The organism is Burkholderia sp. WTPI3 (assembly GCF_021483755.1).
GTDB lineage: Bacteria > Pseudomonadota > Gammaproteobacteria > Burkholderiales > Burkholderiaceae > Burkholderia.
The window spans coordinates 11,935-25,603 of sequence record NZ_JAGIXF010000017.1 but is presented as its reverse complement, the minus strand read 5'-3'; the positions used below and the strand labels follow the sequence as shown (position 1 = coordinate 25,603).

Sequence of the window (13,669 nt, the reverse complement as noted above, 5' to 3'; positions counted from 1 at the left end):
GACGTTCAGGCAGGTGCAGCGGCCGGCACGAGCGAAGCGCGATGCGCGGCGATCGCGGCGAGCACGATCGGTGCCGCGCGTTGCGCGGCTGCGCCCGACGGATCGTCGAGTGCGGCGAGAAACGCGCGGCGCATCCGCGGCTCCCAGAAGCGCCGGATATGCTCGGCGATCCCGGTCAGCGCTTCTTCGCGATCGGGCATCGATTCGAAGAAAGCGCCGATCTGGTTGGCCATGTCGATCAGGTGTCCGGTGTCCATCGCGTCCTCACTTGCCTGTCGTCACGGCAGCCTGCGCGCCGGCGCGGCGCTCGAGCAGGTCGAGCTGCTCCGAGTTGAAGCGCGCATACGCACGCTGCCAGTCGGACGGTTGCGCAACCGGCATCACCTGCACGGCCGTCACCTTGTATTCCGGGCAATTCGTCGCCCAGTCGGAACTGTCCGTCGTGATCACGTTCGCGCCCGATTCGGGGAAGTGGAACGTCGTGTACACGACCCCCGGCTGCATGCGCTCGGCCACGAGCGCGCGCAACACCGTATGACCGGCACGCGACTCGATGCCGACCCAGTCGCCGGTCCGGATCCCGCGATCCTCCGCGTCGTGCGGATGGATCTCGAGGCGGTCCTCTTCGTGCCACTGGACGTTTTCGGTGCGACGGGTCTGCGCGCCGACGTTGTATTGCGACAGGATGCGGCCCGTCGTCAGGATCAGCGGATAGCGCTGCGTGACCTTTTCCGGCGTCGGAATGAACTGCGTGATCACGAACCGGCCCTTGCCGCGCACGAACTCGTCGACGTGCATCGTCGGCGTGCCTTCCGGCGCCTGTTCGTTGCACGGCCACTGAATGCTGCCCATCGCGTCGAGCTTCTCGTACGACACGCCCGAGAAGGTCGGCGTGAGCCGCGCTATCTCGTCCATGATTTCCGACGGATGCGTGTAATGCATGTCGTAGCCGAGCGCCTGCGACAGCAGCAGCGTCACTTCCCAGTCCGCGTAGCCGGCGAGTGGCGGCATCACCTTGCGCACGCGCGAGATGCGGCGCTCCGCGTTCGTGAACGTGCCGTCCTTCTCGAGGAACGTCGAACCCGGCAGCAGCACGTGTGCGTATTTCGCGGTTTCGTTCAGGAAGATGTCCTGCACGACGATGCATTCCATCGAGGACAGCGCGGCGGCGACATGCTGCGTGTTCGGGTCCGACTGGACGATGTCCTCGCCCTGGCAGTAGAGCCCCTTGAAGCTGCCGTCAAGCGCTGCGTCGAACATGTTCGGAATGCGCAGCCCCGGTTCCGGTTGCAGCGTGGCCGACCATGCCTGCTCGAACTGCGTGCGTACGACTTCGTCGCCGATGTGCCGGTAGCCGGGCAATTCGTGCGGGAACGAACCCATGTCGCACGAACCCTGCACGTTGTTCTGGCCGCGCAGCGGATTGACGCCGACGCCTTCGCGGCCGATGTTGCCGGTCGCCATTGCGAGGTTCGCGATGCCCATCACCGTCGTCGAACCTTGCGCGTGTTCGGTCACGCCGAGACCGTAGTAGATCGCGGCGTTGCCGCCGGTTGCATAGAGGCGCGCGGCTTCGCGCACCAGAGCAGCCGGCACGCCCGTCACGTCCGCGGTCGCTTCCGGCGAGTTCTCGGCACGCGACACGAACTCGCGCCATTGCTCGAACGCACGCGTCTCGCAGCGCTCGGCAACGAATGCGTCGGCGACGAGCCCTTCGGTGACGATCACGTGCGCGAGCGCATTGACCATCGCGACGTTGGTGCCGGGCCGCAGTTGCAGGTGATGCGTGGCCTTCACGTGCGGGCCGTCGACCACATCGATGCGGCGCGGATCGATCACGATCAGCTTCGCGCCTTCGCGGATGCGCCGCTTCAGGCGCGAGCCGAACACCGGGTGGCCGTCGGTCGGGTTCGCGCCCATCACGACGATCACGTCGGCGTGGCCGACAGACGCGAAAGTCTGCGTGCCGGCCGATTCGCCGAGCGTCGTCTTCAGGCCATAGCCGGTCGGCGAATGGCACACGCGGGCGCAGGTATCGACGTTGTTGTTGCCGAACGCGGCGCGCACGAGCTTCTGCACGAGGTAGGTTTCCTCGTTCGTGCAGCGCGACGACGTGATGCCGCCGATCGAATCGCGGCCGTACTTCTGCTGCAGCTTGCGGAACTGCGTTGCCGCGTAGGTGAGCGCTTCTTCCCAGCTGACTTCGCGCCACGGATCGGTGATCTTCTCGCGGATCATCGGCTGCGTGATGCGGTCCTTGTGCGTTGCATAGCCCCACGCGAAGCGTCCCTTTACGCATGCGTGGCCTTCGTTCGCGAGGCCGTTCTTGTGCGGCGTCATGCGCACGACCTGCGTGCCCTTCATCTCCGCCTTGAACGAGCAGCCGACGCCGCAGTACGCGCAGGTGGTGATGACCGAATGCTCGGCCTGGCCGAGCTGGACGACGGACTTTTCCTGCAGCGTGGCGGTCGGGCAGGCGGCGACGCAGGCGCCGCACGATACGCATTCCGAGGCCATGAACGATTCGCTTTCGCCGGCGGCGACGCGCGATTCGAAACCGCGCGCGGCGATCGTCAGTGCGAACGTGCCTTGCGTTTCCTCGCACGCGCGTACGCAGCGGTTGCACACGATGCACTTCGACGGATCGTATGTGAAGTACGGATTCGATTCGTCCTTGGCGTCGCGAAGGTGATTCGCGCCGTCGAAGCCGTAGCGCACTTCGCGCAGCCCGACGACGCCCGCCATGTCCTGCAGCTCGCAGTCGCCGTTGGCCGGGCAGGTGAGGCAGTCGAGTGGGTGATCGGAAATGTACAGCTCCATCACGTTGCGGCGTAGCGACTGCAGCCGATCGGACTGCGTGCGCACCTTCATGCCGGCTTCGGCCGGCGTCGTGCACGACGCCGGATAGCCGCGCCGGCCTTCGATTTCGACGAGGCACAGACGGCAAGAACCGAACGGTTCGAGCGAGTCGGTCGCGCAGAGCTTGGGGACGTTGACGCCTGCTTCGATCGCGGCGCGCATTACCGACGTGCCGGCCGGCACCGTGACCGGCTGGCCGTCGATTTCGAGCGTGACGTCGGTGTCGGCATGGCGTTGCGGCGTGCCGTAGTCGGTATCGTCCAACGGATCGAGCGCGCGCGCCTGTGCGGCGCTCTTGCACGCGCATTGGCCCGAGCCGCAGCTGCCTTGGCGGACGTTGTTCGTGTCGAGTGACATGCAGGGCTCCTTCTGGGTCAGGCCGCAGCCTTGACCGGACCCGACGCGGCTTGCTTGCCGGCGGCGAGCCCGAAATCTTCGGGGAAATGGTCGAGCGCGGACAGCACCGGGTACGGCGTCATCCCGCCCATCGCGCACAGCGAGCCGGCGAGCATCGTGTCGCACAGATCGCGCAGCAGCGTGACCTGACGCTCCGACGTGTCGCCCTGGCGGATGCGGGCGATCGTCTCGACGCCGCGCGTCGATCCGATCCGGCACGGCGTGCACTTGCCGCACGATTCGATCGCGCAGAACTTCATCGCGTATTCGGCGAGTTCGGCGAGATTCGACGTGTCGTCGTGCAGCACGATGCCGCCGTGACCGACGACTGCACCGATCGCCGTGTAGGCCTCGTAGTCGAGCGGCACGTCCCACTGGTGTTCGGGCAGGTAGGTGCCGAGCGGGCCGCCCACTTGAGCGGCACGCGCGGGGCGGCCGCTTGCCGTGCCGCCGCCGTAGTCGAACAGCAACTCGCGCAGCGTGACGCCGAATGCGAGTTCGACGAGCCCGCCGTGACGGATGTTGCCCGCGAGCTGGAACGGCAGCGTGCCGCGCGAGCGGCCCATCCCGTAGTCGCGATAGAACGCGGCACCACGCGCGAAGATCACCGGCGCCGTTGCGAGCGTGATCACGTTGTTGATCACGGTCGGCTGGCCGAACAGGCCGGCGAGCGCGGGCAGCGGCGGCTTCGCGCGCACGACGCCGCGCTTGCCTTCGAGCGATTCGAGCAGTGCCGTTTCCTCGCCGCACACGTACGAGCCCGCGCCTTTCGCGACGTGCAGGTCGAACGCATGCGCGGAGCCGAGCACGTGTTCGCCGAGCCAGCCGGCTGCGCGGGCGCGCTCGATCGCGGTTTCGAGCGCCGCGATCGCGTGCGGGTATTCGCTGCGCACGTAGATGTAGCCGAGCGTCGCGCCCGTCGCGATACCCGCGATGATCATCCCTTCGATCAGGCAGTACGGGTCGCTTTCCATGATCAGGCGGTCGGAAAACGTGCCCGAATCGCCTTCGTCCGCGTTGCAGACGATGTACTTTTGCGCGGCGCTCGCGTGCCGGACGGTACGCCACTTGATGCCTGCCGGAAAGGCCGCGCCGCCGCGGCCGCGCAGCCCCGATTCGATCAGCGTCTCGCATGCGGCAGCGCCGTCGAGCGCGAGGGCGTTCTTCAGGCCGGCGAGGCCGTCGTGCTTCAGGTAGTCGTCGATCGACAGCGGGTCGGTCAGGCCGATGCGCGCGAAGGTCAGGCGCTGCTGGCGGGCGAGATACGGCAAGGCGTCGACGAGGCCGATGCCGCTCGGATGCGCGCCGCCGTCGATCCAGTTCGCGTCGAACAGGCTCGGTACGTCGGCGGCCGACAGGTTCGCATAGCCGACGCGTCCAGCGGCCGTGCCGACCTCGACGAGCGGTTCGAGCCAGAGCAGACCGCGCGAGCCGTTGCGGATCAGCTCGATCTCGATGCCGCGCCGTTCGGCTTCCGCGACGATTGCGCCGGCCAGCGCGTCGGCGCCGAGCGCCAGCGCGGACGAATCGCGCGGAACGTAGATGCGGGTCGTCATGCGGCCTCCGGGGTGTGAGCGGCCGCGTCGGCGAGCAGTGCGTCGAATTTCTCCGGCGTGACCTTTGCGTGCAGCACGCCGTTGACCGTCATCGACGGCGATTGAGCGCACAGTCCGAGGCAGTAGACCGATTCGAGCGCGACTGCATCGGGTGCGTGCGCATTGGCGCCGTTGCCGTGTGCCGCGTCGAACCGGCAACCCGTGCGTGCTTCCGCATGCGCGGCCAGCGCTTCACAGCCCATGCTGCGGCATGCTTCGGCGCGGCACATCTGGATCGTCACGCGTGCGGGCGGCGAGGTGCGGAAGTGATGGTAGTAGGTGAGCACACCGTGGACTTCCGCGCGCGACAGGTTCAGCGTCTTCGCGAGCGGTGCGACGCAGCCCGCCGGCACGTAACCCGCGTCGTCCTGGATCGCGTGCAGGATCGCGACGAGCGAGCGGCCGGCGCGCGCATGGCGCTCGACGAGCGCGTCGGGCGCATGGGAATTCGGGGACATCGGTTATGCTCCTCCAAAGTCTCATATGCGCTCGAAATTCATATAGTACGCATCGGGACTTCGTTCTGATTGATTTACACCAACGATAAGCGGAAGATTTCGCAGTCGCAATAGGAGATTGGAGTGCATAATTGATTCAAATCGAATGCGACGCGTATCTGACCGTACGCGACACCGAGGGCCGCACGGCCAGTCTGTCGGACGTCGCGCCGTTGCTGGAACTGGTGGCCGACACAGGCAGCATCGCGCAGGCCGCGCAGGCGAAAGGGTTGTCGTATCGGCACGCTTGGGGCATGCTGCGCGCGCTGGAGGCGTGCGTCGGCGCGGCGTTGATCGAAACCGCGCGCGGCAAGGGATCGACGCTGTCGGAACTCGGGCAGGCGATCGTCGACGCGCAGCGCCTCGCGCGCAGTCGTCTCGACGGCAACTTGCGCGCGCTGGCGGCCGAAGTGGCGAGCGACCTGAACCGGCGGCTCGCGCAGCGCGACGGCGCCGTGCGCATCCATGCGTCGCACGGCTACGCGGTCGCGACACTCGTTTCCGCGCTCGTCGACGCGCAGGCAGCCGTCGACATCAAGTATCGGGAGAGCGTCGAGGCCGTCCAGGCGCTCGCGCGCGGCGAATGCGAGTTGGCCGGCTTCCATCTGCCACGCGGCGCGTTCCGTGAGCAGTGTGCGCAGATCTACCGGCCATGGCTCGACGATACGCGTCACGTGCTCATTCATCTGACGCGTCGCCAGCAAGGGTTGTTCGTGCCGCGGGGCAATCCCAAGCAGGTCTGCGGGCTTGCCGATCTCGCCCGCAGCGACATTCGTTTCGTCAATCGGCAGCCAGGGTCGGGCACCCGGATGCTGCTGGATCTTGCGCTGCGCGCGATCGGCATCGATCCCGAGCGCATCGACGGCTATGCGTCGGCCGAGCTCACGCACTCGGCAATCGCGGCGTTCGTCGCAAGCGGGATGGCCGATCTCGGCTTCGGCGTCGAGCCGGCCGCGCATCACTTCGGGCTCGACTTTATCCCGGTCGTCGACGAGGACTATTACTTCGCGTGCGAGCGCGCGCGGCTTGGCTCGCGGCCGCTCGCCGGGGTGCTGGCATTGCTGCGCGATGCGCGTTTCGTCGAGCGCGTCGCACATCTCGACGGTTACGATCCGGCGGCATGCGGAACGCTGACCGGCATCGCGACGGGGCTGGCCGGCAGCGACGGCGCGGCTGCGCCGGACGGCAATGCACGGTAACGAGGCCCGGATTGGATCGCGCTGCAGCAGCGGGGGATTTGCGCTACGCTTGCCGCTTGATCAACGTTCCAACAAGCACGCCGTTCAGGCGTCATCCCGCCATGAAACTTTCCGTTCACCTCTCCGCGGCAGCGTTGACCGCGGGGCTTCTGGTCGCCGTATCGCCGTTTGCATTTGCGCAGAATTCGCCGGGCGTACCCGGCGGCATCCTGAGCGACCAGTTTCGCCTGAACGAGCATCCGCAGATGCCGTTCGCTGCGTCGGCGCCGTCGCAGAAATATCAGTCCGGCAAGAAGTCGGCGCTGCGTCGCAAGGGTGACATGGGTGACCCGGACGGCTGCAACTTGAAGTGCCCGATGGATAGCCAGTAAAGATCGGCGCAGGCGCGCTGCAAGGTTGCGGGCACGCGCCTGACCGATGGCCACACGGGGTCCGTGCGGTTCTCTTCGAGCCCCGCGAAGCTTGCTGCTTCGCGGGGCTCGTGCTTTATGGTGCATCGACATGCAATGCGGCAAACGAGGAGGGTGGAATCTAGGGTTAACCCTTGATTCAGGAAGAATGTCTTCCACAAACCTGCCTTATTCTTAAGCACTCACCTACATAAACTTTGGTCTGTCAGCGGTGAACGAGGTGTCCACCGCGAAAACAGACAAATGTGGAGGTAGGTCATCATGAAGTCGCTCGTTCAAGCCGTTGTCGTTGCTGCCGCTCTCGTTGCCCCGGTCGTGTCGTTCGCGCAGTCCGGCTCGGCACTCACCCGTGCACAGGTTCGCGCCGAACTGGTTCAACTGCAGCAAGCGGGTTACAACACTGCCCGCGGCGAAGATCCGCACTATCCGGAAGCCATCCAGGCTGCCACCGCTCGTGTCGCAGAGCAGCAGCGCCTCGCCCAGGCACAAGGCGTCGACGCCAGCGGGTACGGCGCGCAAGCGCAAGGCGCATCGGCATCGGGTTCGCGCGCAATGGGCGTGCGCCCGGCCAGTGCTGAAGAAATGAAGTCGCTGTATCGCGGCAGCTAAGTCGTGCATCGCCCGGTGGGCCGCGTGCCGGTTGCGACGACGCGTCGCGCCCCGGTTGCGGTGCCGGGCAGCACGCCGTTCGGCGGTCGATGACCGCGCGGGCGGCACCGAACACCCGTCACCTCCTGTCGCCGGAATACCGGCGGCATTCCGCCCGGCCCGTCCGTGGCTGGGCGCTTTTTCGGAAGGAGCGGGACGTGTGGTTTCACCGGCAACAAAAAACCCCGCAGACTTGCGTCGTGCGGGGTTCGTGCGTCAAGCGCGGAATTTGGTGGAGGCGGCGGGAATCGAACCCGCGTCCAGAAGCGCTCCACGACTAGTTCTACATGTTTAGTTCAGTCATTTGATTTAACCGCAGCGACGCGGACGAACACGCTGCACTACGGCGATTCGCTAGGTTTTCGACCCTGGCGTCGCGACGCCGACAGGGCTTAACTGACGTAAATGACCTCTGTCGGTATTGCTACCGGTCTTGCGACACTAGCCCGTCAGTGAACTAGGCAGAGGACGGCGGCCGTTAGGCTGCCAGTGCGAACGTATCGTCGTTTGCAGTTACGATTTTCCCATTGATTAACGAGGTGACGGGTCCTCGACATGCCCTAGCCGCTTCACAACCCCTGTCGAAACCAGGTCGCCCCCGCGGATAAGATCAATCATTATATCCCAACATGGCGCAGCAGTTCGCGCAGTTGCTGCGTCGTGCCGACGAGATGCTGTGCTTGCCAGTCGGCTGGCGCGGCGCCGTCGCCGCAATAGCCGTACGCGGCCGCGACCGTCGCCATGCCTGCCGCGCTGCCGGCCTGGATGTCGCGAAGATCGTCGCCGACATAGGCAATGCGCTCCGGCGCGAGCGACAAGCGCTTGGCCGCATGCAGCAGCGGGGCCGGATGCGGCTTCGGGTGTGGCGTCGTGTCTCCGCCGACGACGCAGCCCGCGCGCTGCGCGAGGCCGAGCAGCTCGACGAGCGGAGTGGTGAGGCGCATCACCTTGTTCGTGACGATGCCCCAGCGCACGCCGCGCGCATCGAGTTCGTCGAGCACATCGCCGATGCCGGGGAACAGCGACGTGTGCACGCAGATGTCCGTTGCGTAATTGGCCAGGAACTCGTCGCGCATCGCTTCGTAGCCGGGCGTTTGCGGGTTGATGCCGAATGCACCGCCGAGCAGGCCGCGCGCACCGGCGGATGCCAGCGGCCGCAGCACGTCGAGCGGTGTTTCCGGCAGGTCACGCACCCGCTGCATCTTGTGTACGGCCGCCGCGAGATCGGGGGCGGTGTCGGCGAGCGTGCCGTCGAGGTCGAACAGCACCGCATCGCAGTGCAGCAGGCGCGGCTCATCGAGTGCGGCCTGCGCGGTCGAAAGAGGAGTCGTCATGCCGGTCGGAAGGTCACGCGCCGCGGCGGCACGCGACGAGGTAGTTGATGTCGGTGTCGTTCGACAGCGCGAAGCGCTTGCCGATCGGATGATAGGTGATGCCCTTGATGTCGACGATGTGCAGATCCGTCGCGCGCACGAAGCCGGCCAGTTCCGACGGGCGGATGAAGCGCGCGTAGTCGTGGGTGCCCTTGGGCAGCATTTGTGCGATGTATTCCGCGCCGATCACGGCGAACAGGTACGACTTCAGGTTGCGGTTCAGCGTCGAGAAGAACACCCAGCCGCCCGGCTTCACGAGCGTCGCGCACGCGGAAACCACGCCGGCGGGCGACGGCACGTGCTCGAGCATCTCCATGCAGGTGACCACGTCGTAGCTGCCCGGCTCACGTTCGGCGATCGCCTCGGCGGCGATCGCCTCGTAGTCGACCGCGATGCCGCTTTCGAGGCTGTGCAGGTCGGCGACGCCGAGCGCTTCGGTCGACAGGTCGATGCCTTTCACCTGCGCGCCGAGTCCGGCCATCGATTCGGACAGGATGCCGCCGCCACAGCCGATATCGAGTGCGCGCTTGCCGGCCAGGTGGGCATGTGCGTCGATCCAGCCGAGCCGGACCGGGTTCAGGTCATGCAGAGGCTTGAATTCGGCATTCGGATCCCACCACCGATGGGCGAGGTCGCTGAATTTCTGGAGTTCGTGCGGATCGGCGTTGGTCATGTCGGCAAACGGGCTACGGAAGGAGGGCGGTGCGTCGGTACGTCAGCCCCGAGTATATAAGCGGGCGGACGACGAGGCCAGCGAGCGCCTGAGCGGGCGTCAAAGAAAAAGCCCCGCCGGAGCGGGGCTTTGAAGCAGTCGAAAACCGCGGCTTAGTTTGCCGGAACGGTCGTCTTCTGGACTTCTTGCGTACCGACCACTTCGACTTCCACGCGGCGGTCCGGTGCGAGGCAGGCGATCAGCTGCTTGCGGTTCTTCTGGTTGCAGCCAGTCGTAACCGGGTTGCGCTTGCCCTTGCCTTCCGTGTAGATCTTGTTCGACGGAACGCCCTTGCTGACCAGGTACGACTTGACAGCTTGCGCACGGCGCAGCGACAGACGATCGTTGTACTTGTCCGAACCGATGCGGTCCGTGTAGCCCGTTGCGACGACCACTTCCGTGTTCATGCCTTCGATCTTCGAAGCCAGTTCGTCCAGCTTTTGCTTGCCGGCCGGCTTCAGCGTTGCCTTGTCGAAGTCGAACAGTGCGTCGGCTTGGTACGTGATCTTCTGGCTCGTGATGGCCGGAGCGACCGGAGCGACCGGCGGCTGCGGTGCCTGGGCGACCAGTGCGCCATCGCACTTCGCGTTGGCGGTGGCCGGCGTCCAGAATGCGTCACGCCAGCAGAGCTCGTTCGTGCCGTTCATCCACACCCATTCGCCCGTGCCGTTCACCCAGTTGTCGTTGACGGCTTGACGCGACGCCGGCACCGACTGTGCCGAAGCGGATGCAGCCATAACTGCGGTAGCTGCAATGAACGCGAGCTTTGAAAGTTTATTCATATTTCTCCTCTCGAAATTGAGATTACCGCAGGTTTACTGCGAGCCTGTTGACGGTGACAAGTCATACATTGCTCGAAGTATAACATTGGTGCGGCACAAAAAACGCGGCACCGCTCTGTGTAGACTTCGAGCAGCGTCTAACTTTCAGTGCGTTGGCATTTTGCCATATCGTTCCCTTCCTACGAAAAAAAATCCTCCCCACCCCAAGATCGCCTCAACGTTTGTGGTGCATGCGCAACACCGGCCTGCCGTAACTTTTAGAGATTGTCAAGAGCGGGCGCGCGAAATTGCGGGAAGGCCGGCAAGTGGTTTACTCGCGGGCTTGGCGCGGATCCGGTGCAACCCTGGTCCGTCTTGAAGGGTACGATCGCGGTCGATCCGGCCCGTGTCGCCGTGGCCACGATTTTTGCTGTTTACATATAGTGTGTGGCCGGCGAATTGGCGGCTGATGGGCGCATGTTAGAATCTCGCGTTGCGTTGCGCATGCAGCGCCCACGCGAAAGGCGTTCGCCGTCTTCGCTCCGAAACGATACGGATACATGGATCAATTCGCCAAAGAGACCCTGCCCACCTCCCTAGAGGAGGAAATGCGCCGTTCGTATCTCGATTACGCGATGAGCGTGATCGTCGGACGTGCCCTTCCGGATGTCCGCGATGGCCTGAAGCCCGTGCACCGGCGCGTACTGTTCGCGATGCACGAACTGAACAACGACTGGAACCGCGCGTACAAGAAATCGGCGCGTATCGTCGGTGACGTGATCGGTAAGTATCACCCTCACGGCGATACCGCGGTATACGACACGATCGTGCGGATGGCGCAGGACTTCTCGCTGCGCTACATGCTGATCGACGGGCAGGGCAACTTCGGCTCGATCGACGGCGACAATGCCGCGGCGATGCGCTACACCGAAATTCGCATGGCGAAGATCGGTCATGAGCTGCTTGCCGACATCGATAAGGAAACGGTCGACTTCGAGCCGAACTACGACGGCAACGAGACGCAGCCGTCGGTTCTGCCGTCGCGCATTCCGAACCTGCTGATCAACGGCTCGTCGGGCATCGCGGTCGGCATGGCGACCAACATTCCGCCGCACAACCTGAACGAAGTCGTCGACGCGTGCCAGCATCTGCTGGGCAACCCCGACGCGACGATCGACGAGCTGATCGAGATCATCCCGGCGCCGGACTTTCCGACGGCCGGCATCATCTATGGCGTCGCCGGCGTGCGCGATGGCTACCGCACCGGGCGCGGTCGCGTCGTGATGCGCGCGGCCACGCACTTCGAGGAGATCGACCGCGGCCAGCGGATGGCGATCATCGTCGACGAACTGCCGTACCAGGTCAACAAGCGCTCGCTGCTCGAGCGTATCGCCGAACTCGTCAACGAGAAGAAGCTCGAAGGCATCTCCGACATTCGCGACGAGTCCGACAAGAGCGGCATGCGCGTCGTGATCGAGCTGAAGCGCGGCGAAGTGCCTGAAGTGGTGCTGAACAACCTGTACAAGGCGACGCAGCTGCAGGACACGTTCGGCATGAACATGGTCGCGCTCGTCGACGGCCAGCCGAAGCTGCTGAATCTGAAGGAAATCCTGCAGTGCTTCCTGTCGCATCGACGCGAAGTGCTGACGCGCCGCACGATCTACGAGCTGCGCAAGGCCCGCGAACGCGGCCACGTGCTCGAAGGTCTCGCGGTCGCGCTTGCGAACATCGACGAATTCATCGCGATCATCAAGGCCGCGCCGACGCCGCCGATCGCGAAGCAGGAGTTGATGGCGAAGCCGTGGGATTCGTCGCTCGTGCGCGAGATGCTCACGCGTGCCGAGACGGACAACGCCGCGGCAGGCGGCCGCTCCGCATATCGTCCGGAAGGCCTGAACCCGGCGTTCGGGATGCAGGCCGACGGGCTGTATCGCCTTTCCGACACGCAGGCGCAGGAAATCCTGCAGATGCGTCTGCAACGCCTGACCGGTCTCGAGCAGGACAAGATCATCGGCGAGTATCGCGAAGTGATGGCGCAGATCGCCGACCTGCTGGACATCCTCGCGCGCCCCGAGCGGATCACGACGATGATCGGCGAAGAGCTGACGACGGTGAAGGCCGAATTCGGCGACGCGCGCCGCTCGAAGATCGAGCTGAACGCAACCGAACTGAATACGGAAGACCTGATCACGCCGCAGGACATGGTCGTCACCATGTCGCACGCTGGTTACGTGAAGTCGCAGCCGCTGTCCGAGTATCGCGCGCAGAAGCGCGGCGGTCGCGGCAAGCAAGCGACGCAGATGAAGGAAGACGACTGGATCGAAACGCTGTTCATTGCGAACACGCACGATTACATCCTGTGCTTCTCGAACCGCGGTCGCGTGTACTGGGTCAAGGTCTATGAAGTGCCGCAGGGCTCGCGCAACTCGCGCGGTCGCCCGATCGTCAACATGTTCCCGCTGCAGGACGGTGAGAAGATCAACGTCGTGCTGCCGGTCAAGGAGTTCTCGGCCGACAAGTTCATCTTCATGGCGACGTCGCTCGGCACCGTGAAGAAGACGCCGCTCGAAGCATTCAGCCGCCCGATGAAGAAGGGCATCATCGCGGTCGGCCTCGACGAGGGCGACTACCTGATCGGCGCATCGATCACCGATGGCGCGCACGACGTGATGCTGTTCTCCGACGCCGGCAAGGCCGTGCGCTTCGACGAGAACGACGTGCGCCCGATGGGTCGCGAAGCGCGCGGCGTACGCGGCATGCAGCTCGAGGACGGGCAGCAGGTCATCGCGCTGCTGGTCGCCGGCAGCGAAGAGCAGACCGTGCTCACCGCGACCGAGAACGGCTACGGCAAGCGCACGCCGATTACGGAGTACACGCGTCACGGCCGCGGCACGAAGGGGATGATCGCGATCCAGACGTCCGAGCGCAACGGCAAGGTCGTCGCCGCGACGCTCGTCGACGCCGAGGATCAGATCATGCTGATCACGACCGCGGGCGTTTTGATTCGTACCCGTGTGTCCGAGGTTCGCGAGATGGGGCGCGCTACGCAAGGTGTTACACTCATCAGTCTCGATGAGGGTACCAAGCTCTCCGGCCTGCAGCAGATCGCGGAAGCCGAAGAGGGCGATGGCGAGGCCGACGAGGCGTCGGACGGCGAAGCCTGAGAACGGATGAGACTCGAGCCGCCGCAGGCGTAAGACGCCGCGGTCGGCGAGCAAC

At 65.1% G+C, this 13,669-nt stretch carries 11 protein-coding genes and 1 other RNA gene; 4 read left to right on the top strand and 8 right to left on the bottom strand.

Annotated features, from left to right (window positions below):
• Positions 1 to 5: 5 nt before the first annotated feature.
• The 4 genes from J7024_RS11650 to J7024_RS11635 are packed head-to-tail and all read right to left on the bottom strand — an operon-like array spanning position 6 to position 5,308.
• Positions 6 to 257: a formate dehydrogenase subunit delta gene (locus J7024_RS11650; RefSeq protein ID WP_124827940.1), complete on the bottom strand. Its 252-nt coding sequence runs from the start codon at positions 255 to 257 to the stop codon at positions 6 to 8.
• A gap of 7 nt (positions 258 to 264) precedes the next feature.
• Positions 265 to 3,216: a formate dehydrogenase subunit alpha gene (fdhF, locus tag J7024_RS11645; protein ID WP_124827939.1), complete on the bottom strand. Its 2,952-nt coding sequence runs from the start codon at positions 3,214 to 3,216 to the stop codon at positions 265 to 267.
• Positions 3,217 to 3,233: 17 nt separating this feature from the next.
• Entirely contained in the window at positions 3,234 to 4,811 is a 1,578-nt protein-coding gene (locus tag J7024_RS11640) for a formate dehydrogenase beta subunit (protein WP_124827938.1), read from the bottom strand.
• The gene (locus tag J7024_RS11635; RefSeq protein ID WP_124827937.1) at positions 4,808 to 5,308 is read right to left on the bottom strand and encodes an NAD(P)H-dependent oxidoreductase subunit E; all 501 of its coding nucleotides are present in this window, start codon (positions 5,306 to 5,308) and stop codon (positions 4,808 to 4,810) included. Before J7024_RS11635 ends, J7024_RS11640 begins: the two co-directional genes overlap by 4 nt.
• Positions 5,309 to 5,439: 131 nt before the next feature.
• Between J7024_RS11635 and J7024_RS11630 the strand changes: the two genes are divergently transcribed.
• The 3 genes from J7024_RS11630 (at position 5,440) to J7024_RS11620 (ending at position 7,565) form a co-directional block, all read left to right on the top strand.
• The gene (locus J7024_RS11630) at positions 5,440 to 6,546 is read left to right on the top strand and encodes a substrate-binding domain-containing protein (RefSeq protein ID WP_175751480.1); all 1,107 of its coding nucleotides are present in this window, start codon (positions 5,440 to 5,442) and stop codon (positions 6,544 to 6,546) included.
• 101 nt (positions 6,547 to 6,647) lie between these two features.
• Positions 6,648 to 6,917: a hypothetical protein gene (locus tag J7024_RS11625; protein ID WP_124828086.1), complete on the top strand. Its 270-nt coding sequence runs from the start codon at positions 6,648 to 6,650 to the stop codon at positions 6,915 to 6,917.
• A gap of 300 nt (positions 6,918 to 7,217) precedes the next feature.
• On the top strand, positions 7,218 to 7,565 hold the full coding sequence (locus J7024_RS11620) for a DUF4148 domain-containing protein (protein ID WP_124827935.1): 348 nt from the start codon (positions 7,218 to 7,220) through the stop codon (positions 7,563 to 7,565).
• Between the two features lie 269 nt (positions 7,566 to 7,834).
• Here the strand turns inward: J7024_RS11620 and ssrA are convergent.
• The 4 genes from ssrA to ompA all read right to left on the bottom strand — a co-directional run bounded on the left by ssrA (position 7,835) and on the right by ompA (position 10,471).
• Positions 7,835 to 8,204: a transfer-messenger RNA gene (gene ssrA, locus J7024_RS11615) on the bottom strand.
• 17 nt (positions 8,205 to 8,221) lie between these two features.
• Positions 8,222 to 8,938: a phosphoglycolate phosphatase gene (gene gph, locus J7024_RS11610; RefSeq protein ID WP_175751488.1), complete on the bottom strand. Its 717-nt coding sequence runs from the start codon at positions 8,936 to 8,938 to the stop codon at positions 8,222 to 8,224.
• 13 nt (positions 8,939 to 8,951) lie between these two features.
• Complete coding sequence (gene ubiG, locus J7024_RS11605) at positions 8,952 to 9,650, bottom strand: bifunctional 2-polyprenyl-6-hydroxyphenol methylase/3-demethylubiquinol 3-O-methyltransferase UbiG (RefSeq protein ID WP_175751490.1); 699 nt, start codon at positions 9,648 to 9,650, stop codon at positions 8,952 to 8,954.
• A gap of 152 nt (positions 9,651 to 9,802) precedes the next feature.
• Positions 9,803 to 10,471: an outer membrane protein OmpA gene (ompA, locus tag J7024_RS11600; RefSeq protein ID WP_096503732.1), complete on the bottom strand. Its 669-nt coding sequence runs from the start codon at positions 10,469 to 10,471 to the stop codon at positions 9,803 to 9,805.
• A 539-nt stretch (positions 10,472 to 11,010) separates the two neighbouring features.
• Between ompA and gyrA the strand changes: the two genes are divergently transcribed.
• Complete coding sequence (gyrA, locus tag J7024_RS11595) at positions 11,011 to 13,614, top strand: DNA gyrase subunit A (protein WP_124827933.1); 2,604 nt, start codon at positions 11,011 to 11,013, stop codon at positions 13,612 to 13,614.
• Positions 13,615 to 13,669 lie beyond the last annotated feature (55 nt).